This window comes from Nocardiopsis camelliae (assembly GCF_028993595.1).
Classification (GTDB): Bacteria; Actinomycetota; Actinomycetes; order Streptosporangiales; family Streptosporangiaceae; genus Nocardiopsis; species Nocardiopsis dassonvillei.
The window spans coordinates 1,955,208-1,976,855 of record NZ_CP118614.1 but is presented as its reverse complement, the minus strand read 5'-3'; the positions used below and the strand labels follow the sequence as shown (position 1 = coordinate 1,976,855).

Below are 21,648 nucleotides of genomic sequence, written 5' to 3'. Positions count from 1 at the left end.
CCCGTCGTCCTCCTTCCGCCCTGGTGGCCGGGGCCTTTCGCCGCCACCGGGAGCGGATGGCGGGCAATCGGGCGGCCCGGCAAGAACGTTCAAGACACCGCGGGACCGGCCTTCCTAGCGTGGGGCGCGTGAAATCCTTCTCCGTCCTCCGTACACCCGCGGTGCGCGACAGCGTGGGGATCGGCGTCGCCGTGGGCGCCGCCGGTCTGGCGTTCGGCACCGCCGCCGTGGCAGCCGGGCTGTCCCCGGCGCAGTCCGTCTTCATGAGCCTGTTCATGTTCACCGGAGCCTCCCAGTTCGCCCTGGTGGGGGTGATCGCCGGTGGCGGCAGCCTGGTCGCCGGTGCGGCGGGCGCGCTGCTCCTGGGCGCCCGCAACACCCTGTACGGGCTGCGTCTGGCGGACGTGCTGGGCTGGCGGGGCGCGCGGCGGGCGCTGGCCGCGCACGGGGTGATCGACGAGACCACCGCCGTGACCCTGGCCCAGCCGGACCGCGCGTCGGCGCGCACGGCGTTCGTGACGACCTACGCCGTGCTGGGCGGCTCCTGGGTCGTGGCGACCCTGGCCGGGGCGCTGGCCACCGAGCGCGTGGGCGACATCAGCGCGTTCGGGCTCGACGCGGTGGGTCCGGCGGTCTTCCTGGGGCTGCTGTGGCCCAGGCTGCGGGAGGGTGGCGCCCGCACGTGGCTGATCGCGGGCCTGGGCGCGGGCCTGGCCCTGGCGGCCACCCCGTTCCTGCCCTCGGGCGTCCCGGTGCTGCTGGCCGCCTCGGCCGCGCTCGTGGCGCTGATCGGTCCCGCTGCCGGGGAGAGCGGTCCGGCCGCGCCCGGCGAGGAAGGCGACCGGCGGTCCGAGGCGGAGCGCGGGGAGGCCCGGTCATGACCCTGTGGACCGTGCTCGTCGCCACCGCCGCGGGCTGCTACCTGCTCAAGTACGCGGGCCTGGCCGCCCCCCGGCGGCTCCTGGCCAACCCGTGGCTGCGACGGTTCGCCACCGCCGTACCGCTCGCCCTGCTCGCCGCGCTGATCGCGGTGGAGGCGCTGCGCGGCGAGGGCCAGGCCCTGGCCTGGGACACGGCGCGGATGGGCGGCCTGGGCGCCGCCGTCCTGGCCCTGGCCCTGCGCGCGCCCTTCCTCGTCGTGATCGTCGCCGCCGCGGCCACCACGGCGGGCCTGCGCGCCCTGGGCGTCGGCTGAGCGGCCCGGACGGCCTCCGCCAGGGGACGCTCCCTCTCCCCGACAACGTCGGCTGAGCGTCGGGGCGGCCTCGGGCTCGGGACGGGTCCGGCCCCCGTGGGCGCTCGGCGTCGGCTGAGCGACCCGGGGAAGTTATCCACAACCCCTACCGGAGGCCGTCGCGCTGCGGTTTCCTGGAAGTGAGGAGGTGATGGGACGTCGGACGGCGTACCAGCCGATGACGGGGCCCTCCCCGTTCGCCCCTGCGGCGCCGGGCAGCCCCGGCGCGGGTGCCGACCGGTCGCCCCACCACGACCGCCCCCGTACACGGCGGGCGGGGAGTGCAAGTCCCCCGCCCCCTGGGAAGGAAGCCCAAGACCCTACTCGGGCGCCGGACAGCGGCGACCCGGGACGGCGGCCTCCGGGTGGCAGCACCCGGAACGCCACGGAGCCCACGAGGCTCGAAGCGGCAGCGGCCGGTCACCACCGACCGCACGCGCCCGGACGTGCCAGACCCGGTCTGGACCCGCCCGGACGCGCCGAGTGGACCTTGCGACGATGGAAGGACCCCGCCCCCATGGCCACAGGCGCAGCACAACGCCCCAGCCCGCCCACCGACACCGCCGCGCACGCGGTGGTGGGGGTGCTGGCCGCGGCCGGGATCAGACGGTGCTACACCGTCCCCGGTGAGAGCTTCCTGGAGCTCGCCGACGCGATCGACCAGCACCCGCGCATGCGGCTGGTCTCCACCCGGCACGAGAACGGCGCCGGGTTCATGGCCGAAGCAGAGGCCAAGCTCACCGGCGTCCCCGCCGTGGCCGCGGCCACCCGGGGGCCGGGAGCGTCCAACCTGGCGGTGGGCGTGCACACCGCCATGCAGGACTCGACGCCGATGATCGTGTTCCTCGGACAGGCCGAGACCGGGCACCTGGGCAGGGAGGCCTTCCAGGAGGTGGACCTCACCGCGTTCTACGCGCCCATCACCAAGTGGTCCACCACCGTGCACCGGGCCGACCGGCTCGCGGAGGTCACCGCGAAGGCGGTCCGCGTCGCCACCACCGGAAGGCCCGGCCCGGTCGCCATCGCGGTGCCCGGCGACCTGTTCGGCCAGCGCGTGGGCCCCCAGGACCCGCCCGGACCGCCCGTGGTCCCGCACCCGGTCCTGGGCACCGAGGCCCGGGACCGGCTGGCGACCTGGCTGGCCAGGGCGGTGCGCCCCGTGATCGTCGCGGGCGGCGGCGCCCGCGCGGCCCGGGAGGACCTGATCCGGGTCGCCGAACGCTTCAACACGGGCGTGTACGCCGCCTGGCGGCGCCAGGACGTGTTCCCCAACGACCACCCGCTGTACCTGGGCCACCTAGGGCTGGGCTGTTCTCCGCCGGTGCTCAACGCCCTGGCGGAGGCCGACGCGGTCCTGGTGGTCGGCTGCCGGATGAGCGAGACCACCACCCAGGGGTACCGGCTGCCCGAACGCGGCGGGCGCGTCCGGGTCGCGCAGATCGACGTCGATCCGGGGCAGCTCGGGGCCGGTACCGACCTGTGGTTCGGCGCGGTCGCCGACGCCGGGGAGGCGTTGCGCGAACTCGCCGGGGCACCGGTCCAGGCGCCCTACCGCGACTGGAGTTCGGCCCGCCGGGTGTGGGTGGACACCGCGACGGTGCCGCCCGAGGCCGCCGGGCGCACCGGTTCCCGGCTGCACCCGTGGGCGGTGGTCGCGGGGATGCGCGCGGCCCTGCCCGAGGACGCGCTGATCACCAACGACGCGGGCAACTTCGCCTCCTTCCTGCACCGGGGCTGGTGGTTCCGGCATCCGCGCACCCAGCTGGCGCCGACCAGCGGTGCCATGGGCTACGCCGTGCCCGCCGCGGTGGCGGCCAAGATCGCCGCCCCGGACCGGACGGTGGTGGCGGTGGCCGGGGACGGCGGCGCCCTGATGACCGGACAGGAGCTGGAGACCGCGGTGCGGATGGACGCGCCGATCACCGTGGTGGTGTTCCAGAACGGGCTGTACGGCACGATCGCCATGCACCAGGCCCGTGAGCTGGGGCGGATCGCCGGAACCCGGATCAGCGGGCCGCTGGACCTGGCCGGGTACGCCCGGTCCCTGGGTGCCAGGGGTGCGACCGCGCACACGCGTGAGGAGTTGGAGAAGGCGCTGGCGGAGGCGGTGGGGGCGGACCTGCCCACCCTGGTCGACGTGCGGACGGACCCGGAGGTGATCAGCCCGGCCGCCACCCTGTCGGGCCTGCTGAACGGTTGAGCCGGTACCGCCGCACGGCTGGGGGCCGCCGGGACCGTCCGGGCCTTGGCAACGGTCGCCTCCGGGGCGCCCGGACGAAGCCTCACGGTCCCGTCCCGCCCCCGGCGTGCACGGATGCACGGGTGCCGTACCGGCCGCCTCGGGCGGCACGGTGCCCGTGCCCCTTCACCGGACCCGAACCGTTCCGAAAAGGGGGCTGAGCACTCAGGCGGCGTAGGCGGCGGCCGCCTCGCGCAGGGCGCGCACGGTGGCGCGGATGCCCGGACGGCGGGAGGCGTCGGTGCGCCAGAACACGTACACCTGGCGTACCAGCGCGGGCTGCACGGGCACGACCCGTACCCCCTCCGGCAGGGGTCCGCATCCCAGGCGGGGCATGACGGCGGCGCCGATCCCGGCGGCGATGAGCGCCAGCTTGGTCTGGTGCTCCTCCACGTTGTGGATGACGTTGGGTTCGCCGCCGTGCGCCCGGATCAGGCCGTGCAGCCAGTCGTCGCAGATCGATCCGCGTGACCAGCTGATCCAGGGCAGGTCGAGGATCTCCTCGGGGGCGAGGATCTCGCGGTGGGCCAGGGGGTGGTCGGCGGGCAGGGCGATGTCGCCCACGTCCTCCATGAGCGGGGCGCGGCTCATGCCGCTGGGCAGGTTCAGCGGCGCCCCGATCCAGTCGACGACCATGGCCAGGTCGGCGTCCCCCCGGGCCATGGCGGGCACGCTCTCGTGCGGCTCCTCCTCGTGCAGCTCCACGCGCAGGCCGGGGTGGGCCTCGCGCAGGGAGGAGAGCGCGTGCGGCAGGAGGCCGCGGACGGCCGTGGGGGTGGCGGACAGGCGCAGGTGTCCGGTGACGTCGTCGCGGTGCGCTTCCAGGTCGGCCTCGGCGCGCTGGACCATGGACAGGATCCTGGCGGTGTGCTCGACCAGGAGTTCGGCGGCGTCGGTGAGGCGCACGCCCCGGCCGTTGCGTTCGACGAGGGGCTGTCCGACCTCGCGTTCGAGCTTGGTGAGCTGTTGGGAGACGGCCGAGTTGGTGACGTGGAGGGCTTCGGCGGCGGCGCTGAGGGAGCCGTGGGCCGCGATGGTGTGCAGGACCCGGAGTCGGTCGACGCTGAGCATGTAAGCAAGCCTAAGGGCTGGATTAAGAAATGCGAAGTAGACCTAACACATCGTTCGGGGATAGAAACGTGCCATGTCCGCTGCCTCCGCTGTCTCCCCCGTGTCCGCCCCGCCCGGCAGCCCGCGCCGCGCGCTCTCCGACTGGCAGGCCAAGTTCGTCCTGCTCTCCCTGATCTGGGGCATGAGCTTCCTGTTCATCAAGATCGGGGCCGAGGTGCTCTCCCCCATGCAGCTCACGCTCGGGCGCATGGCCACCGGAGCGCTGCCCCTGCTCGTCGTCCTGCTGCTGCGGGGCGGCCGACTGCCGCGCTCGCCCCGCCTGTGGGGGCACATGTTCGTGGCGGCGCTGCTGCTCAACACCGTCCCCTTCACCCTGTTCGGGTTCGCCGCCCAGCTCATCCCGTCCGCGCTCATGGGCATCGTGAACGCCTCGACGCCCCTGTTCGGCGTGGTGTTCTCGATGCTGCTGCTCTCCGACGAGCGGCCCGACCGCGACCGGGTCCTGGGCCTGGGCATCGGCTTCCTGGGCGTGCTCACCGTCTTCGGGGTGTGGAGATCGCTGGGCGAGGTGGCCGTCAGCGACGGCGACGCCGTGCTGGGAATGCTGTTCGTGGTGGGCGCCACCGTCTGCTACGGGATCGGCACGCCCTACCTGCGCCGGTTCGTGGCTGGCAGCTCCCACGGCGCCCTGGAACTGAGCACCCTGCAACTGCTGCTGGGCTCGGTGCCGCTGGTGGTCCTGGTTCCGCTGTTCACCGAGATGCCCACGGGCGTGACGTGGCAGGTGGTGGCGGCGGTGAGCACCCTGGGCGTCTTCGGCACCGGCGTGGCCTACATCCTCCAGTACGCGGTGGTGCGCGAGGCAGGGGCGACGGTGGCGACCACGGTCACCTACGTGGCGCCGGTGGTGGCGATCGCCGCCGGGGTCGTGCTGCTGGGCGAGACCCTGAGCTGGAACCAGCCGCTGGGCGCGGTGGTCATCATCCTGGGCGCCGCCCTGTGCCAGGGCGTGATCCGCACCCGGTACGTGACCCCGCCCTCGCGGAGGAGGTGACCGGAGCCCCCTCGGGCTGGAGCGGCGGCCCGGGCCGGGCCGCCGTCCACAGCTCCGGAGAGGCCCTGGCCGGGGCCTACGGCCCGTGCCAGACTGGGAACCGGGGGTGCCGCGCACCCCCCCTGGGGGTGGGGCTCCCCCCGATTCCAGTGTCCTTCGCCGCGTGCACGCACGGCAAGGCCCGATCCGCGCCTGTGGACGGACCGGGCCGGAGCACCGGGACCGGCGGGCCGGTCCGGAGGCGGGTCAGTCCTCGCGCAGCGCTTCGATGGCGGCGGCGAGGTCGTCCGGGTAGGGGCTGGAGAACTCCACCGGGCGGTGCTCGGTGGGGTGGTCGAAGCCCAGGCGCACCGCGTGCAGCCACTGGCGGCGCACGCCCAGCCGCTCGGCCAGGGTCGGGTCGGCACCGTAGAGCATGTCGCCCACGCACGGGTGGCGCAGGGCCGACATGTGCACCCGGATCTGGTGGGTGCGGCCGGTCTCCAGCTTGATCTCCAGCAGGCTCGCGGCCCGGAAGGCCTCCTGCGTGTCGTAGTGGGTCACCGACGGGCGCCCGCCCGCGACCACGGCCCAGCGGCCGTCGCCCGCCGGGTGGCGGTCGATCGGCGCGTCCACAGTGCCCCGGAGCGGGTCCGGGTGCCCCTGGACGAGCGTGTGGTAGTGCTTGTCCACGGTGCGCTCCTTGAACGCCCGCTTGAGCACGCTGTAGGCGGTCTCGCTCTTGGCGACCACCATCAGGCCGGTGGTGTTGGCGTCCAGCCGGTGCACGATGCCCTGGCGCTCGGCGGCGCCGCTGGTGGCCACCTGCACCCCCGAGGCCAGAAGGCCCTCCAGGACGCTGGGGCCGGTCCAGCCCACGGTCGGGTGGGCGACCACGCCGACCGGCTTGTCCACCACGATGATGTCGGTGTCCTCGTGCACGATCCGCATGCCCGGCACGGCCTCGGGGCGCGGCACGGGGGCGGTGGGCGGCGGCGGGAGGGTGACCTCCAGCCAGGCCCCCGCGCTGACGCGGTCGGACTTGCCCGCCTCGGAGCCGTCGACCAGGACACCGCCTTCACCGATGATCTCGGCGGCGCGGGTACGGGACAGGCCGAACATGCGGGCGATGGCCGAGTCGAGCCGGTCGCCCTCCAGCCCGTCGGGCACGGGCAGGCTTCGGACGTCGCTCACTGGTCCCTCCCTCCGGTCCTGTCGTCTCCGGCGGCACCGGTCTCACCGGCGCCTCCGGCGTTCTCGTCGCCCCCGGCCTCGGCCGGGTCCTTCTTGGCGTCGCGGTCGTCCTCGATGAAGGTGCCGTCCAGGTTGAGTCCCTTGAAGGTCAGCGCCACCACCAGGCAGGCGCCCACCACCACGCAGGAGTCGGCGATGTTGAAGACCGGGAAGGTCCCCACGCTGATGAAGTCGACGACCGCGCCGTGGAAGGGGGCCGGGTCCCGGAAGAAGCGGTCCACCAGGTTCCCGGCGGCGCCGCCCATCATCAGCCCGAGCGTCACACCCCACCACACGCTGCGCACCCGCAGACCCATGTAGCCGATGGCGAGGACCACGATGCTGGCGATGCAGGTGAACACCCACGTGAAGTCGGTGCCCATGGAGAAGGCGGCGCCCGTGTTGAACACCAGGGTGAACTGGACGAAGCCGCCGATGACGTCGAGGTACTCGCCCTCGGCGAAGGTCGCCAGGACCCACTCCTTGGTGAGGAAGTCGACGCCGATCGCGGCGAGCGCGACGAGCAGCAGGAGAAGGTACCTGCGCGGACGCGCGCCCGTCTTGTCGGTCGTGGTCATGTTCCTGTCCCCGGAGGGCTCTACCTCAGTCAGCGACGCTCCTCGCGCTGTTTGCAGGTGACGCACAGGGTCGCGCGCGGGAAGGCCTGAAGGCGCGCCTTCCCGATGGCCTGCCCGCATGAGCCGCAGACCCCGTAGGTCCCCGCGTCCAAACGTTCGATCGCCCGCTCGCCCTCGGCGAGCAGGTCACGAGTATTGTAGGCCAACGCCAGATCCTGTTCGCGCTGGAAGGCCCTGGCCCCGGCGTCCGCGCTGTCGTCCCCGGCCCCCTCCACGGGGTCCTCCAGCGCCTCGGTGAACTCGGCCTCGACCTCCCCGAGCTCCCGCTTCGCCACGGCGACCTCCTCCTCCAGCCGCCTGCGGACCGCGGCGACCTCTTCCGCCGTCCAGGGGCCCTCCCCCGGCAGAACCGGCAGCCGGGCGGCGTCGGTGGCCTTCATCGCAATCCCTCCAGACGGCTCGGCACCGGTCCCGGAGTCCGCCGGAGCGCGGGCTCTCCCCTTGGGCGGTACCGCGAGCAGTGCCGGAAGCCTAGGCAATCCGCCCGGACAAGGCAAAGATCCGGGACGACGCGCCTTCCGCCCGGACAAGGCTCCGACCTGCCCGGACACTCCCGGCGCGGGGTACGGGCGTCGTTCGTCCCGGGGGGCTCGGAGCCCGCGCGGCCGCGCACAGACCGGCCCCGGTCAGAACCGCCGCCGGTAGCGCAGGCGGGGCAGGACCGCGCCGTTGAGGGGCCCCTCCTCGGTGACCGCCCCGTCGGCCTCCCAGCCGTGCGCCGCGTAGAAGCGCCGGGCGCGCGGGTTGTCCCGGAGCACCCACAGGACGGCCTCGGTGTACCCCGCCCCGGCGACGGCCCGGTGCACGTCGGCGATCAGCCGCCGGTTGACCCCGTTCCCCCACACCCGGGGGACGGAGAAGAAGGCCTCCAGTTCGCACAGCCCTGCGGTACCACCCGCCCGCTCCGTGCCCTCCTCGACGGGGGCGAAGCAGGCGAAGGCCACCGCCCCCGCGCCGTCCTCGGCGAGCAGCAGTCCCGCTCCCGGCCGGGCGGCTCCGGCGATCCAGTCCGACCACCGGGCGCCACGCTCCGCGGTGTCCATGGCGTCGAGGTAGTCCTGCGGGACGATGCCCGGGTAGGCGGCCCGCCAGGAGCGGACCTCCACGTCGGCGACGGCCGGGCCGTCCCCGGGCAGGGCTTCGCGTATCAGCATGGGGAGCATCCTCGCGCTTCCCCCGGCCCGTGCCCAACCGGTTTTCCAGCACACACCGGGCCCGTCCAGCCCACGCGACCCGCTGAACCCTCCAGCGCCCCACCGTCCCGCTCACCCGCCGGGCCGGGTACCGCGGCTCACTCCGCGAAAGCGAAACCGCCGTAGTCCTCGGCCAGGGCCGCCAGGTGGGGCTCGTCGAACACCGCCGGACCGCCGTGCGGCCCGGTGTGCACCTCGATCACCCAGTCCACGTCCTCGGCGTCGTCCTCGCCCGCGAGCATGTCGCGGTGCACCAGGCACGGCTCGTACCCCTGCTCCAGGAGCTGGTCGGCCAGCTCCTCGGCGTCCTCGCGGTCCGCCATCGTCACCAGCACGGCGCCCCGGACGTCCTCAGCCACGGCGGCCCTCCCCCGAACGAGCGGCGGGGCCCTCCCCGCTGCGTTATCCTGACCTCAGGTGTCGATGGGGACGAGTAGCGCTGGCCCCGACCGGACGCGCAACAGCCTAGAACGGCTGGACCGTCCAAGCGACCCGGGGGCGGTGCGAGCCCGGGGGCACGACCAGCGCGAAGATCACCCCGGAGCCGCCGGAGGAACGGACGCGCCGCGTCCCAGTAGAACCGGCACAGCGCAACGAAGAGGGACCCGCCGCCCGCCGCCCAGCGGCACGGCCGCGGTCCAAGGAGGGTGGTACCGCGGGGCCGCACGCCTCGTCCCTCCGTCAGGAACACACCTGATGGAAAGGTACGACGGTGGCCAACGACCCCCGGCCCGAATCCCGCGCGCTGCCCCAGCTGCCCGCGCAGATCGACCTGCCCGCCATGGAGCGCGAGATCCTCGGCCGCTGGTCGAAGGAGAACGTCTTCCAGCGCTCGCTCGACCAGACCCGCGGCGGCCCCAACTGGGTCTTCTACGAGGGCCCGCCCACCGCCAACGGCCAGCCCGGCGTGCACCACGTCGAGGCCCGCGCCTTCAAGGACGTCTTCCCGCGCTTTCGCACCATGCGCGGCTACCACGTGGACCGCAAGGCGGGCTGGGACTGCCACGGCCTGCCCGTCGAGGTCGCCGTGGAGAAGGAGCTGGGCCTGTCCGGCAAGAAGGACATCGAGTCCTTCGGCATCGCCGAGTTCAACGACCGCTGCCGCGAGTCCGTCCTGCGCAACGTGGACGCCTTCACCTCCATGACCGAGCGCATGGGCTACTGGGTGAACATGGACGACGCCTACCGCACCATGGACCCCCAGTACGTGGAGTCGGTCTGGTGGGCGCTCAAGCAGATCTGGGACAAGGGGCTGCTGGTCCGCGACTACCGGATCAGCCCCTACTGCCCGCGCTGCGGCACCACGCTGTCCGACCACGAGCTCGCCCAGGGGTACGAGACCGTCACCGACCCGTCGGTGTACGTGCGCTTCCCGGTGACCTCGGGCCCGCTGGCCGCCGCCGAGCACCCCACCTCGCTGCTGGTGTGGACGACCACCCCCTGGACGCTGGTCTCCAACACAGCCGTGGCCGTGCACCCGGACGTGGAGTACGTGGTGGCCACCGACGGCCAGGAGCGCCTGGTCGTGGCGCGCCCGCTGTTCGAGAAGGTCCTGGGCGAGGGCTGGGAGCTCACCGGCGAGAGCTTCGAGGGCGACGAGATGGAGCGCTGGACCTACGAGCGCCCCTTCGACCTGGTGCCCTTCGACGAGCCCGCCCACTACGTCGTGCTCGCCGACTACGTCACGGTCGAGGACGGCACCGGCCTGGTGCACCAGTCGCCCGCCTTCGGCGCCGACGACATGGTGGTGTGCCGCGCCTACGGCCTGCCGGTGGTCAACCCGGTCCGCCCCGACGGCACCTTCGAGGCCGACCTGCCGCTGGTGGGCGGGGTGTTCTTCAAGGAGGCCGACAAGACGCTGGTGCGCGACCTGCGCGACCGCGGCCTGCTCTTCCGCCACGTCAGCTACGAGCACTCCTACCCGCACTGCTGGCGCTGCCACACGGCGCTGCTGTACTACGCGGTGCCGTCCTGGTACATCCGCACCACCGCGGTCAAGGACGAGCTCATCGCGCAGAACCAGGCCACCCACTGGGTGCCCGAGAACGTCAAGGAGGGCCGCTTCGGCGAGTGGCTGCGCGGCAACGTCGACTGGGCCCTCTCCCGCAACCGCTACTGGGGCACCCCGCTGCCGATCTGGGAGTTCCCCGACGGGCGCCAGATCTGTGTGGGCTCCCTGGAGGAGTTGGGCCGCCTCAGCGGGCGGGACCTGTCCTCCCTGGACCCGCACCGCCCCTACGTCGACGACATCGTCATCCCCGACCCGGACGCCGACCCCTCCCTGCCCGAGGAGGAGCGGGTGGCCCGCCGCGTCCCCGAGGTCATCGACGCCTGGTTCGACTCCGGGTCCATGCCCTTCGCCCAGTGGGGCGCCCCGCACCAGAACGAGGAGACCTTCCGGGAGAACTTCCCGGCGCAGTACATCTCCGAGGCCATCGACCAGACCCGCGGCTGGTTCTACTCGCTGCTGGCGGTGAGCACCCTGGTGTTCGGCCGCAACTCGTTCGAGAACGTGGTCGTGCTCGGCCACATCCTCGCCGAGGACGGCCGCAAGATGAGCAAGCACCTGGGCAACGTCATGGAGCCCATCGCGGTGATGGACCGGCACGGCGCGGACGCCCTGCGCTGGTTCATGCTGGCCAGCGGCTCGCCGTGGACCGCCCGCCGGGTGGGCCACGCCGCCCTGGAGGAGATCGTCCGCAAGGTGCTGCTGACCTACCACAGCACCGTGTCGTTCTTCACCCTGTACGCCAACGCCGGTGAGGGCTGGGACCACGCGCTACTGGACTCGGCGCCCGCGCCGCAGGACCGGCCGCTGCTGGACCGGTGGCTGCTCTCGGAGCTGAACGAGGTCGTCCGCGACGTCACCGAGGCGATGGACACCTTCGACACCACGGCCGCCGGGCGCCGCCTGACCGCGTTCGTGGACGACGTGTCCAACTGGTACGTGCGCCGCTCCCGCCGCCGGTTCTGGGGCGGGGCCGCCACCCCCGAGGGCGCCGCTGCGTTCGCGACGCTCTTCGAGGCCCTGGAGACCGTCACCCTGCTGATGGCGCCGATCGTGCCGTTCCTGACCGACCACGTGTGGTCGGCGCTGCGCCGTCCGGGTGCCCCGGACTCGGTGCACCTGGCCTCCTGGCCCGAGGTGCGCGAGGACCTGATCGACCCCGAGCTGTCCCGGAACATGGCGCTGACCCGCCGTCTGGTGGAGCTGGGCCGCTCCGCCCGGGTGGACTCGGCCGTGCGCACCCGCCAGCCGCTGGCCCGCGCCCTGGTGGGCGCCCCGGGCTTCGCGGACCTGCCCGAGCAGCTGCGCGGCCAGATCGCGGACGAGCTGAACGTGGCCTCGCTGGACTCGCTGTCCTCGGTGGGCGGCGACCTGGTGGACTTCACCGTGAAGCCGAACTTCCGTGCGCTGGGCAAGCGGTTCGCCAAGCGCACCCCGCTGGTGGCCAAGGCCGTCCAGGCCGCCGACCCGGCCGAACTGGTGCGGCAGGTGCGCGCCACCGGCTGGGCGCGGGTGCACGTCGAGGACGAGCCGGTGGAGGTGAGCGCCGACGAGCTGCTGGTGACCGAGCAGCCCCGTGAGGGCTGGGCGGTGGCCTCGGAGTCGGGCGAGACCGTCGCCCTGGACCTGGAGCTCACGCCGGAGCTGCGCCGCGCGGGCCTTGCCCGCGAGATGGTCCGGATGCTCCAGGAGGCCCGCAAGCGGAGCGGGCTGGAGGTGTCGGACCGCATCGAGGTGTGGTGGACGGTCACGGACGAGGCGACCGAGCTGGCACTGGCCGAGCACGGTCGGACGATCGCCGCCGAGGTGCTGGCCGACGTGTTCGTCGCCGGTGAGCCGGGCCGGGAGCTGCACACCGCGTCCTCGGAGGAGTTCGGTGTGACCTTCGGGTTCCGCAGGGCCTGACCGTAGGCAGTGGCCGAAGCGGCCCGGTCCGTCCGCCGTCGGCGGGCGGACCGGGCCGCTCCCGTTCCACGGCGGCGGGTGCGCGCACCGCGGTGACCGCCGGGCCTCCGGGCGGCCGAGCCGCGCAGGCAGCACCTCAGGCGCCGCTGCCGGGCCGGTCCGCCGCCGGGGTCCCCGGGGCGCCCTCCTCCGGCTCCCGGAAGGGAGAGTCCGACGTGCGGGGGCGCCGCACCGTTGGACACGGGCAGCCCCGGTCCGCGCCGGCACCGGGCCGCGTGCGAGAACGCCGCCGCGCGGTCCGGTAACCGGTGCCCACCGGGCCCGGCCGTCAACGCGCGAGGGCGCCGCTCGGGTGAGCGGCGCCCTCGTCGGGTCTCAGCGCTTGGTGTCGGCGTCGTCGTCGCCGGAGGCGCGGTCGGCGGTGCCCCGCGCCCCGTCCTCGTCCGGGCCGCCCCCGACACCGTCGGCGGGGCGGTCCGCACGGGCGGCGGAGCCGTCCTCCCCGGTGGCCTCCTGGTCGGGCTCGGCGTCGGCGTGGGCGTCTTCGGCCCGCGTCCCGTCCTCCTCGTCCGCGCCGCGGGGGATGCGGTAGGAGAAGGCACCGCCGCCCCCTCGTCCGTCGGAGTCGTCGTCGGCGTCCTCGGTCCGGTCGGCGTCCTCGTCACCGCTCCGGTCGGCGTCCGCGGCGTCCTCGTCACCGCTCCGGGCACCGTCCCCGGTGTCATCCGCCGCCTCGTCGGTCGACCCACCGGTCCGGGCGTCGTCGCGGTCGCCGCCGGGGGCGTGCTCCTCCTCCGGCTCGGAGTCCGCGGAGACCACCGGAAGAACGGCCGTCTCCGGGTCCTCCCCCTCCGCCGCGGGTCCGGCCGGGTCCTGGTCCGAGGCCTGCGCCCGCGATGCGTCCTCTGCGTGCTCTGCGTCGTCGGCGGGGCCGGAGTCCTCGTCCGGTTCCTCAAGCCGCTCCGCGTCGTGCGCCTGCGGGCTCCGCGGGGCGTCATCGTGGTCAGCGGCGGGCACGGAGGCCTCTTCGGACTCAGGAGCCCCGTCAGCCCCGGCGGTGGCCGTGTCCTCACCGGGCTCCACGGCGTCGCGCTCCCCCGCGTCACGCTTCTCGGGGGCGTCCGCGGCGGGCGCGTCGTCGATGTCCTCTTCCACCGCGTCCCGGGAGTCGTCACCGGATGAGGGGGCGTCCCCGGCGGTGGACACGCCGGGAAGGTCGTAGGCGAAGACCCCGGTCTCCTCCTCGTCGGGACGGTCACCGTCGTCGCCCTCGTCCGCGAAGGCGTCCTCCTCGACGGTCTCCTCCGTGGCCGACCGGCCGGGGATGTCGTAGGAGAACGAGGCCCTGTCCGAGGCGTCGGCCGCCTGACCGCCGTCCTCCTCGCCGTCGCCGTCCCGGTTCCCGTCCCCGGGAACGTCGTAGGCGAAGGGGCTCGCGTCCCGGGCTCCGCCCGCGGAGTCGTCGTCCCCGCCTTCGGGGAAGCTCTCCTCCACGGCCTGCGCCGGGCGGGGGATGCTGTAGACGAAGGGCTCCTCGGAGGCGAACGCGGAGCCGCCCCGCTCCCGGTCGTCCTCCTCGCGGGGGGCGTCGTCCTCTCCGGACGGGGAGCGGTACTCGGCGGAGGAACCGTCATCGGCCGGGGGCACACGGCCGGGAATGTCATAGGTGAAGGCGGCGCCGGAGGCCTCCGCCGTGCGCTCGCCGGTGTCCCCCGTGTCGGGTCCGTCCTCGGCGGCGGTACCGCTCGGCTCGTCCCACTCCGCCCTCGCGGCGGTGTCGGCGGTGTCGGTTCCGCTCTCCCAGGGCGCCGGGGCGCGGAGCTGCGGCTCCTGCTCCGAGGACGCCCAGGAGGGGCTCGGCCCGGCGGGGGGAGCGGAGGGGGCGGCGTCGTGCGCCGCCGTGTCCGGTTCCGGCCAGTCGTGGGCCGTGGGGGTCTGCCAGCGGGGGACGTCGTACTCGGGTTCTCCGTGACCGGAGTCCTCCGCGGCCGGAATCGGCCAGGCGGGCCGCTCCGGGACATGGGGCTCCCGCACCGGCTCGGAGGCCGGTGCGGGTACGCGCCCAGGGTTCTCCGACTCCACGTGCGCGATGGGCACCGCCGATGCCGCCGTGGCGGCCATGACGGGGACGGACGCCTTCCCCAAACCGTCCGTCCGATCCGGTCTGCCCCCGACGCCGGACCTTCCCTGGAGCAGCGCCCCCAGTAGGAGGAGGACGCTGACGCCCGCCAGTCCCAGTGCGACGTACACCAGGACGGTCTCGGCGAACACCAGGGCGGCCACGATGACGGCGATGGCCGTCAGCACCGCCACGGTTGCGAGGATGCTAAGGATCACGGGTCGACCAGGACCTTTACACGTGTTGTGCCGGAGTCTTCAGTTGTTCGAGCAGACGCCGCGCTGATCAGCGACGCTCGTGCGGCTCGCCCGGGTGGAACCCGCCGTGCTGGGCCGGCTCGGGCTGCCCGAACGGGTTGCCCGTGGGGCCGTGCTGGAGCGAGGGCGTCGCGCCGGTCTGCGGAGCCATGGTCTGGAAGCCGCCCGTGGTGTTCGGGTTGTTCAGCTCCTGGGCCTTCTCCTCCTCGCTCTTGAGCTCGCGCAGCTGGCGCTCGAAGTAGTCCTTGAGGCGGCTGCGGTACTCACGCTCGAAGTCCTTGAGCACGTTGACCTTGTGCTCCAGCTCCTCGCGCTGCTGGACGAGGCTGCCCATGACCTGGCGGTGGCGCTCCTGCGCGTCGCGGTCGAGGTTCTCGGAACGGGCGCGGGCCTCACCGATGATCTGGTCGGCCTGGCGGCGGGCCTTGCCGAGGATGTCCTCGGACTCGTGGCGGGCGCGGCCGAGGGTCTCGTCGGCCTCGCGGCGGGCGTCGGAGATCGCCTGGTCGGCGGTCTGCTGCGCGAGGGCCAGAACACGGGCGGCCGTGTCCATGTTCTCCTCGCCGCCCATGCCCATGCCGGGGCCGGCCATCTGCATCTGCTGCTGCTGGACCGGGGGCTGGGGCTCGACGGCCTGCGGGGGCTGGACCGGCTCGGGGCGCATCTGCTCGTGCTGCTGCGGCTCGGGCGCCTGGTCCTGCTGCTGGAAGTCCTGCATGCCGGCGTTGGGCACCTTGCCCCGCAGGCATTCGGCCAGCTTGCCGCGCAGTTCCTCGTTCTCCTGGATCAGGCGGTCGAGCTCGGACTCGACCTCGTCGAGAAAGGCGTCGACCTCTTCTTCGTCGTATCCCGGTCGGAGCCGGGTGGTACTGAACTGCTTGTTCCGCACATCGGCGGGTGTCAGCGGCATGTTCGTCTCCTTGGCGCGCTTGGAGTCTGTCCGTAGGGACGCTACATGATCGTGACCTTACGGCAATCCAGATCATGACCAAGACCACATAGCGGAATCCGGGGCGGTTCCTTCCGCCTACGTCTACTCTCCTGCTAGGCGAAGCTCCCGAGCAGTGCGATCAAGATGTAGACGCCGAAGAAGAGCACCAGGACGCTCAGGTCGAGCGCGATGCTCCCCAGGCGTACGGGCTTGATGAACCGACGCAGGAACCTCAGTGGCGGGTCGGTGATCGTGTACACGATCTCGGCGATCACGAGCACGAACCCCGTGGGGCGCCACGATCTGGAGAAGGACTGCACCATCTCCAGGATCACCCTGGCCAGCAGCACGAAGACAAACAGCTGCAGGATGATGATCAGCACGGACAGGACGGTACTCACGGTCGTTCCTCGACCCAATCTCTGGACAAATGTGACGTTCTAGCTCTGATTGAAGAACCCTCGCTCGGCGATCCGCGCCTTGTCCTCGGCAGTCACCTCGACGTTGGCCGGGGACAGCAGGAACACCTTGTTGGTGACGCGTTCGATACTGCCATGCAGACCGAAGATCAGACCAGCCGCGAAGTCGACCAGACGCTTGGCGTCGCTGTCGACCATCTCGGTCAGGTTCATGATCACCGGTGTACCCTCTCGGAAGTGCTCTCCGATGGTACGCGCCTCGTTGTAGGTACGCGGATGGAGCGTGGTGATCCGCGCGAGGTCGGCGGTGGAGGCGGTCGCGGTCGTGCCACCGCGACCTGAGCCCAGGTAACCGCCGGTGTCCATCACGTCGCCTCGCGCTTCCTCGCCGGGCGGGGCGTCAGCGTCGCGTTCACGCTGCTCCTCCACCCCCTCGTCGAAATCGTCGAACTCATCATATTCGTCCGCATAGCGGTGATCGTAACGGTCGTCCTCCACGAGGCCGAGGTAGACCGCCATCTTGCGCATCGCGCCGGCCATCTCATGTCCTCCGTCGTCCCCGCGGCCTTCACCGCAGCCGACTCCTTCGCACTGTCCCGTCCGCTCTCGGGGAGAGCGTCCATTCGGGCGAACTCCACAGACGGGTTCCAAGGTCTATGTGGGGACATTACCCCACGATCGGTCCCCGGTTGCCGAGCAACGCCGTACCGAGTCGCAGGTGTGTCGCGCCTCGCGCGACCGCCGCCTCCAGGTCCCCGCTCATGCCCGCGGACACCACCGTCGCCCGAGGATAGCGATCGCGGATGCGGGCCGCGACCTCCTGCAGACGCGCGAAGGCGGCCGAGGGGTCGCCCTCGCGGGGGGCGACCGCCATGACCCCGCCCAGTGCGAGCGCCTCGTGCTCCTCGATCCGCGCGGCGAGTCCGAGCGCGTCGCCGGGGTCGACTCCCCCGCGCGGACCGATCACCCCGGCCCGCGAGTCCTCGTCGAGGTTGACCTGGACCAGGCAGGTCAGGCTCCGTCCGGCCGCGGCGGCGCGCTCGCCCAGCGCACGGGCCAGCCTGGCGCGGTCCACCGAGTGCACGACGTCGGCGTAGGAGGCCACAGAGCGCGCCTTGTTGGTCTGCAACTGGCCGACGAAGTGCCAGGTCAGGCCGAGGTCTGTGGTCTCGGCGGCCTTGGGTGCCGCCTCCTGGTCGCGGTTCTCGCCCACGTCGGTCACCCCGAGTGAGGCGAGAATCCGCACATCGGAGGCCGGGTGTGTCTTGGTGACGGCGACCAGCGACACCTCGTCCGGGCTGCGGTCGGCCCTGGCGCAGGCCGCCTCGATCCGGGCCCGCGCGGCGGCGAGGTTGGCGCGGACCTGCTCGACGCGAGCCGGGTCTGCGTGTGTCACGGTGCTCCTTCTCTCCCTGGGACGGATCCCACTCGCTGTCCTTCCTACACCCCCCTCGCCCCGTGTGCCCCGGACCCCGGGGACGCCGGGCCCGTCGGGGGCCCCGCGCGAGGCGGGAGCCGCAAGCGCCGCGGCTTCCGGCGGCGCCGTGAGCGGGCCCGACCGGGGGTGGCACGGGCGACGCGCACGCCGCGGGAGGGGGGAACCGGGCTGCCCGGTTGGTTCCACGCCACCATCCTGGTGGCCGGGTGCGACGTTCAGGCGCGCCAGAGGAAGGCGGCGAACCTGCCGGTCGGCGCCTGGCCGCGGTGGGAGAACAGTTCGGGGCTCTCCAGGGTGCAGCGGCCGTCGGCCCGGACGTCGGTGACGCCCGCCCGGCGCAGCTGGGCGGTGACCGCGGCGCGCATGTCCACCCCGGCGGTGCCCCGGCTCGTGGTGCAGGCGGCCTCGGGGACCCCGCGCGCGGTCTCGTCGCGCACGTGCGGCGGGACCTCGTAGCACCCGCCGCAGATGGCGGGGCCGAGGAAGACGGTGATCCGGTCGGCGCGGGCGCCCTGTTCGGCCATGGCCGCGACCAGGTTGGCGGCCACGCCGTTCGCGGTGCCCAGTCGGCCCGAGTGCGCGGCGCCCAGGACGCCCGCCTCGGCGTCGGCGGCCAGGACCGGCAGGCAGTCGGCGGCCATCGAGGCCAGGACCAGGTCGGAGCGGGTGGTGACCACCCCGTCGCAGGTGCCCGCGCCCCCGGGGCCGGTGGCCACGAGGACGTCGGCGCTGTGCACCTGGTGCATCCACACGACCCGGTCGGCGTCGAAGCCCAGGTCGCGGGCGGCGATCTTGCGGTTGGCGAGCACCGCCTCGCGTTCGTCCCCCGAGCTCAGACCCATGTTGAGCGAGTCGTAGGGCGGGGCGCTCACTCCCCCGTGCCGTTCGGTGACGGCGGCGCGGACCCCGTGGCCCAGGTCGATGACGTTGCTCATCCGGTGGTGTTTCCTCCCCGCTCCTGCCGGAGGGGGTCCCCGGGCCGCGTCGCCCCGCGGGCGTTCGGGGCCGGTGGCCGGTACCGGCCGTGTCCCGGCTCCGGCGCGGCCCCCTCGCGGGAGCGGACTCCCGCGGGGACCGTCTCGCCGTCCCCCCGGTCCAGGACACTACCACCGCCCGAACCGCCCCGGGCTGGGCGGACACCGCCCCGGAAGTAGCTCCGACCCCGGCCCGCGGGCCGGGGTCGGAGCTACTTCAGGAACTCCGGGACGTCGAGGTCGTCGGGGTCGTCGAAGATGACCCGGCGCCGGGGCGTGGGCACGTCCCCACGCCGTTCGGCGGTGGCGTCCGAGACCGCGTGGATGTGGCCCGCGTGGCCTCCCTCACGCGCCGCGGGCTCCTCCTCGACCTGGGCGGGCTCCTCGGCGCGGACCGCTTCGGCGGGCTCGGCCTCCGCCTGGAAGGCGGACGTGCCGTGGGGCGGGGTCTGCTGCGCGGGGCCCGGCTCGGCCGGAGCGGCCTGGGTGTGGTGCTCCTGCTGGACGGGCTCGGCCTCGACCGGCTGCTGGACCGGCGGGGCCTGGGTCGCCGGCGGCGTCCACTGCGGCTCCGGGGCGGGCTCAGTCGGACGGGACGGTGTGATCCACGGCATGTTGGCGGCCGACGCCCCGCTCGCGTCCGCGGAGGCGGGCGCCGCCGGAGCGGTCCTCTCCTCCCTGCCGGACGTGATGCCTGCCTTGGGGGCGGCGGCCTCAGGAGGGTCCACCGGCTGGCGCTCCCGCACCACCGGGATCACTCCCTCCGGCTCGTCGAAGCCGGCCGCGATGACGGTGACCCTCACCTCGTCGCCCAGGGCGTCGTCGATGACGGCGCCGAAGATGATGTTGGCCTCGGGCGCCGCCGAGTTCGCGACGAGCTGTGCCGCCTCGTTGATCTCGAAGAGACCCAGGTCGGAGCCGCCCTGGATGGACAGCAGCACACCGTGGGCCCCGTCGATACTCGCTTCCAGCAGTGGTGAGGAGATCGCCATCTCCGCCGCCGCGACCGCCCGGTCGTCCCCTCGCGCCGACCCGATGCCCATGAGCGCCGACCCCGCCCCGGACATGACCGACTTGACGTCGGCGAAGTCCAGGTTGATCAGTCCCGGCGTGGTGATGAGGTCGGTGATGCCCTGCACACCGGACAGGAGTACCTGGTCGGCGGCCTTGAAGGCGTCCAACACGCTGACCTGGCGGTCGGAGATGGACAGCAGCCGGTCATTGGGGATCACGATGAGGGTGTCGACCTCCTCGCGGAGCATCGCTATCCCCGACTCGGCCTGGGTGGCCCGCCTCTTGCCCTCGAACCCGAAGGGTCGGGTGACCACGCCGATGGTCAGGGCGCCCAGGGAGCGGGCGATGTTGGCCACGACCGGGGCGCCCCCGGTTCCGGTGCCGCCGCCCTCACCGGCGGTGACGAAGACCATGTCGGCCCCCTTGAGGACCTCCTCGATCTCCTCCCGGTGGTCCTCGGCGGCCTTGCGGCCGACATCGGGGTTGGCGCCGGCTCCGAGGCCGCGGGTGAGTTCGCGCCCGACGTCCAGCTTGACGTCTGCGTCACTCATCAGCAGCGCCTGGGCGTCAGTGTTGATGGCGATGAACTCGACGCCCTTGAGCCCCTCTTCGATCATTCGGTTGACGGCGTTGACACCGCCGCCGCCGATGCCGACGACTTTGATGACCGCGAGGTAGTTCTGCGGTGCTGCCACGACGAGGGGCCTTTCCGCTCGCTTACGCCGTTCCGCCACCGCGTCCGGTGGCTGTGTGCCACCGGAGGCGCCGTTGGTCCGGCATCCGGTTCTACAGTGTGCGTTTCGGGTTCCCCGACGGGTCGTCCACGACGCCGTGACCGGGGGACCCCGGACCGCCGGAACCTCCGTCCACCCGCCCGGGAAGGGCTGGTGCGGTCCGCCGTGAGGCGGAACGGTTCCCGCGTACCCGAAAAGCCTGTTCTGGTGCTTTGTTGACCTTCGGTTGTGTTTCCCGACAGTAAGCGGACCGCCGACCACGGGCAACCGATGACGAGTTCAGCCTAACGGCGCACGACACGGGGAAGCGATGTGCGCCCTCGGCGCGTCGCGTCTGGAATGTCCGCGCGGACCGCCCGGGCGTGCCGCCGGGGTCCCCCGGTACGCCCGCGCCCGTGCCGCTCCGCGCACCGGCCCCCGCCACCGCGCTTCCACCCGTCCTGTGCCTGGGAACGCTTCACCTCACCACGGCGAGGTCGGGCGCGGACACGTCGTAGACGCGTTCCTCCTGCGGCGGGTGCTCGCCGATGAGGACCCGCAGGACGTCGCTCTTGCGCGCGGTCTCCTCGGGCGAGCCCCATTCGACGCGGGCGTCCTCGGCGAGTTCGATCGCGATCGCCTCGGGGTCGGTGGCGTCGATGAGGCGGATCCGGGAGAGGAGGGAGTCCGGTGCCCGTTCGACGATGTCCGCGGCGGCGGCGACGGCCTCGTTGCCCTGGACCTCCCCGGTCACGCGGACCAGCGGGTAGGCGTCGGGCGGACTCGGCGCGTCCTCGATGCGCACGCCGTCGGCGTCGATCAGCCGGTAGTCCTCCCCCGCCCGGACGGCCAGCAGCGGCTGGCGTTCGACCACCTCGACATCCAGGGTGGCGGGCCAGCCGCGGGTGACCGTGGCCGACTCCACCAGCGGCAGCGCCTCGGCGCGCTCCTCGCTGCGGTCGAGGTCGACCCTGACCAGGGGTGTCCCGGTGGGCACGCCCAGGGCCGCGACCACCTCCTCGGAGGGGGTCCGCTCCAGGCCGGTGACCGCGACGTCGCGCACCACGAGCAGGCGGGAGCCGAGCAGCAGCCAGGCGACCACGCAGACCAGGGCGACCACCAGCAGCGCCACGAAGGCGAACTTCCAGGGGTCGGACCGCTTGCGCGGAAGAACCGCGTGCCCAGTCGCCTCCTCCTGCTCAGCGACCACCTGCGCCCCTTCCCTGTGT

General features: G+C 73.2%; 19 protein-coding genes. 5 read left to right on the top strand and 14 right to left on the bottom strand.

The window, feature by feature from the left end; translation table 11 throughout:
* The first annotated feature begins 128 nt into the window (after window positions 1–128).
* The 3 genes from PV789_RS08740 to PV789_RS08730 all read left to right on the top strand — a co-directional run bounded on the left by PV789_RS08740 (window position 129) and on the right by PV789_RS08730 (window position 3,434).
* Window positions 129–881 carry an AzlC family ABC transporter permease gene (locus PV789_RS08740; protein WP_475468011.1) on the top strand — a complete coding sequence of 251 codons (753 nt, stop codon included), beginning with the start codon at window positions 129–131 and terminating at the stop codon, window positions 879–881.
* On the top strand, window positions 878–1,195 hold the full coding sequence (locus PV789_RS08735; RefSeq protein WP_274976931.1) for an AzlD domain-containing protein: 318 nt from the start codon (window positions 878–880) through the stop codon (window positions 1,193–1,195). Before PV789_RS08740 ends, PV789_RS08735 begins: the two co-directional genes overlap by 4 nt.
* A 556-nt stretch (window positions 1,196–1,751) precedes the next feature.
* Window positions 1,752–3,434: a thiamine pyrophosphate-dependent enzyme gene (locus PV789_RS08730; RefSeq protein ID WP_274976930.1), complete on the top strand. Its 1,683-nt coding sequence runs from the start codon at window positions 1,752–1,754 to the stop codon at window positions 3,432–3,434.
* Between the two features lie 204 nt (window positions 3,435–3,638).
* Here PV789_RS08730 and PV789_RS08725 read toward each other — a convergent pair whose 3' ends face one another.
* A complete protein-coding gene (locus tag PV789_RS08725; protein ID WP_013151965.1) occupies window positions 3,639–4,544 on the bottom strand; it encodes a LysR family transcriptional regulator in 906 nt (301 codons plus the stop codon).
* A 73-nt stretch (window positions 4,545–4,617) separates the two neighbouring features.
* Between PV789_RS08725 and PV789_RS08720 the strand changes: the two genes are divergently transcribed.
* Window positions 4,618–5,598, top strand: coding sequence for a DMT family transporter (locus tag PV789_RS08720; RefSeq protein WP_274976929.1), 981 nt, complete (start codon window positions 4,618–4,620; stop codon window positions 5,596–5,598).
* 246 nt (window positions 5,599–5,844) lie between these two features.
* Here PV789_RS08720 and PV789_RS08715 read toward each other — a convergent pair whose 3' ends face one another.
* From PV789_RS08715 to PV789_RS08695, 5 genes are all read right to left on the bottom strand, one after another.
* Window positions 5,845–6,771, bottom strand: a complete 927-nt coding sequence (locus PV789_RS08715; RefSeq protein WP_274976928.1) for an RluA family pseudouridine synthase — start codon at window positions 6,769–6,771, stop codon at window positions 5,845–5,847.
* Window positions 6,768–7,388 (bottom strand): signal peptidase II, encoded by a 621-nt coding sequence (gene lspA, locus PV789_RS08710; protein ID WP_274976927.1) that lies wholly within the window; start codon window positions 7,386–7,388, stop codon window positions 6,768–6,770. Before lspA ends, PV789_RS08715 begins: the two co-directional genes overlap by 4 nt.
* 29 nt (window positions 7,389–7,417) lie before the next feature.
* Window positions 7,418–7,828, bottom strand: a complete 411-nt coding sequence (locus PV789_RS08705) for a TraR/DksA family transcriptional regulator (protein ID WP_274976926.1) — start codon at window positions 7,826–7,828, stop codon at window positions 7,418–7,420.
* A 246-nt stretch (window positions 7,829–8,074) separates the two neighbouring features.
* On the bottom strand, window positions 8,075–8,602 hold the full coding sequence (locus tag PV789_RS08700; protein ID WP_274976925.1) for a GNAT family N-acetyltransferase: 528 nt from the start codon (window positions 8,600–8,602) through the stop codon (window positions 8,075–8,077).
* A 137-nt stretch (window positions 8,603–8,739) separates the two neighbouring features.
* Window positions 8,740–9,000: a toll/interleukin-1 receptor domain-containing protein gene (locus PV789_RS08695; protein ID WP_013151959.1), complete on the bottom strand. Its 261-nt coding sequence runs from the start codon at window positions 8,998–9,000 to the stop codon at window positions 8,740–8,742.
* A gap of 353 nt (window positions 9,001–9,353) precedes the next feature.
* Between PV789_RS08695 and ileS the strand changes: the two genes are divergently transcribed.
* Entirely contained in the window at window positions 9,354–12,554 is a 3,201-nt protein-coding gene (gene ileS, locus PV789_RS08690; RefSeq protein WP_274976924.1) for an isoleucine--tRNA ligase, read from the top strand.
* Window positions 12,555–12,929: 375 nt separating this feature from the next.
* Here the strand turns inward: ileS and PV789_RS08685 are convergent, their stop codons facing one another.
* The 8 genes from PV789_RS08685 to PV789_RS08650 all read right to left on the bottom strand — a co-directional run bounded on the left by PV789_RS08685 (window position 12,930) and on the right by PV789_RS08650 (window position 21,629).
* The gene (locus tag PV789_RS08685; protein ID WP_274976923.1) at window positions 12,930–14,867 is read right to left on the bottom strand and encodes an AAA family ATPase; all 1,938 of its coding nucleotides are present in this window, start codon (window positions 14,865–14,867) and stop codon (window positions 12,930–12,932) included.
* A 91-nt stretch (window positions 14,868–14,958) separates the two neighbouring features.
* On the bottom strand, window positions 14,959–15,840 hold the full coding sequence (locus PV789_RS08680; protein ID WP_047869230.1) for a DivIVA domain-containing protein: 882 nt from the start codon (window positions 15,838–15,840) through the stop codon (window positions 14,959–14,961).
* A gap of 134 nt (window positions 15,841–15,974) precedes the next feature.
* Window positions 15,975–16,262, bottom strand: coding sequence for a YggT family protein (locus PV789_RS08675; protein WP_013151955.1), 288 nt, complete (start codon window positions 16,260–16,262; stop codon window positions 15,975–15,977).
* Window positions 16,263–16,301: 39 nt separating this feature from the next.
* On the bottom strand, window positions 16,302–16,820 hold the full coding sequence (locus PV789_RS08670) for a cell division protein SepF (RefSeq protein ID WP_013151954.1): 519 nt from the start codon (window positions 16,818–16,820) through the stop codon (window positions 16,302–16,304).
* 127 nt (window positions 16,821–16,947) lie between these two features.
* A complete protein-coding gene (locus PV789_RS08665) occupies window positions 16,948–17,676 on the bottom strand; it encodes a YggS family pyridoxal phosphate-dependent enzyme (protein WP_274976922.1) in 729 nt (242 codons plus the stop codon).
* A 257-nt stretch (window positions 17,677–17,933) separates the two neighbouring features.
* On the bottom strand, window positions 17,934–18,653 hold the full coding sequence (gene pgeF / locus PV789_RS08660) for a peptidoglycan editing factor PgeF (protein WP_274976921.1): 720 nt from the start codon (window positions 18,651–18,653) through the stop codon (window positions 17,934–17,936).
* Window positions 18,654–18,904: 251 nt separating this feature from the next.
* Window positions 18,905–20,401 carry a cell division protein FtsZ gene (gene ftsZ, locus PV789_RS08655; RefSeq protein ID WP_274976920.1) on the bottom strand — a complete coding sequence of 499 codons (1,497 nt, stop codon included), beginning with the start codon at window positions 20,399–20,401 and terminating at the stop codon, window positions 18,905–18,907.
* A gap of 496 nt (window positions 20,402–20,897) precedes the next feature.
* A complete protein-coding gene (locus tag PV789_RS08650) occupies window positions 20,898–21,629 on the bottom strand; it encodes a cell division protein FtsQ/DivIB (RefSeq protein WP_274976919.1) in 732 nt (243 codons plus the stop codon).
* Between the last annotated feature and the right edge of the window lie 19 nt (window positions 21,630–21,648).

What these genes read in the sequence shown, in the direction of transcription:
- pgeF (WP_274976921.1), bottom strand. Translation starts at nt 18,653, where the DNA reads ATGAGCAACGTCATCGACCTGGGCCACGGGGTCCGCGCCGCCGTCACC.
- PV789_RS08725 (WP_013151965.1), bottom strand. Translation starts at nt 4,544, where the DNA reads ATGCTCAGCGTCGACCGACTCCGGGTCCTGCACACCATCGCGGCCCAC.
- PV789_RS08720 (WP_274976929.1), top strand. Translation starts at nt 4,618, where the DNA reads ATGTCCGCTGCCTCCGCTGTCTCCCCCGTGTCCGCCCCGCCCGGCAGC.
- PV789_RS08705 (WP_274976926.1), bottom strand. Translation starts at nt 7,828, where the DNA reads ATGAAGGCCACCGACGCCGCCCGGCTGCCGGTTCTGCCGGGGGAGGGC.
- PV789_RS08735 (WP_274976931.1), top strand. Translation starts at nt 878, where the DNA reads ATGACCCTGTGGACCGTGCTCGTCGCCACCGCCGCGGGCTGCTACCTG.
- PV789_RS08680 (WP_047869230.1), bottom strand. Translation starts at nt 15,840, where the DNA reads ATGCCGCTGACACCCGCCGATGTGCGGAACAAGCAGTTCAGTACCACC.
- lspA (WP_274976927.1), bottom strand. Translation starts at nt 7,388, where the DNA reads ATGACCACGACCGACAAGACGGGCGCGCGTCCGCGCAGGTACCTTCTC.
- PV789_RS08670 (WP_013151954.1), bottom strand. Translation starts at nt 16,820, where the DNA reads ATGGCCGGCGCGATGCGCAAGATGGCGGTCTACCTCGGCCTCGTGGAG.
- PV789_RS08730 (WP_274976930.1), top strand. Translation starts at nt 1,752, where the DNA reads ATGGCCACAGGCGCAGCACAACGCCCCAGCCCGCCCACCGACACCGCC.
- PV789_RS08700 (WP_274976925.1), bottom strand. Translation starts at nt 8,602, where the DNA reads ATGCTGATACGCGAAGCCCTGCCCGGGGACGGCCCGGCCGTCGCCGAC.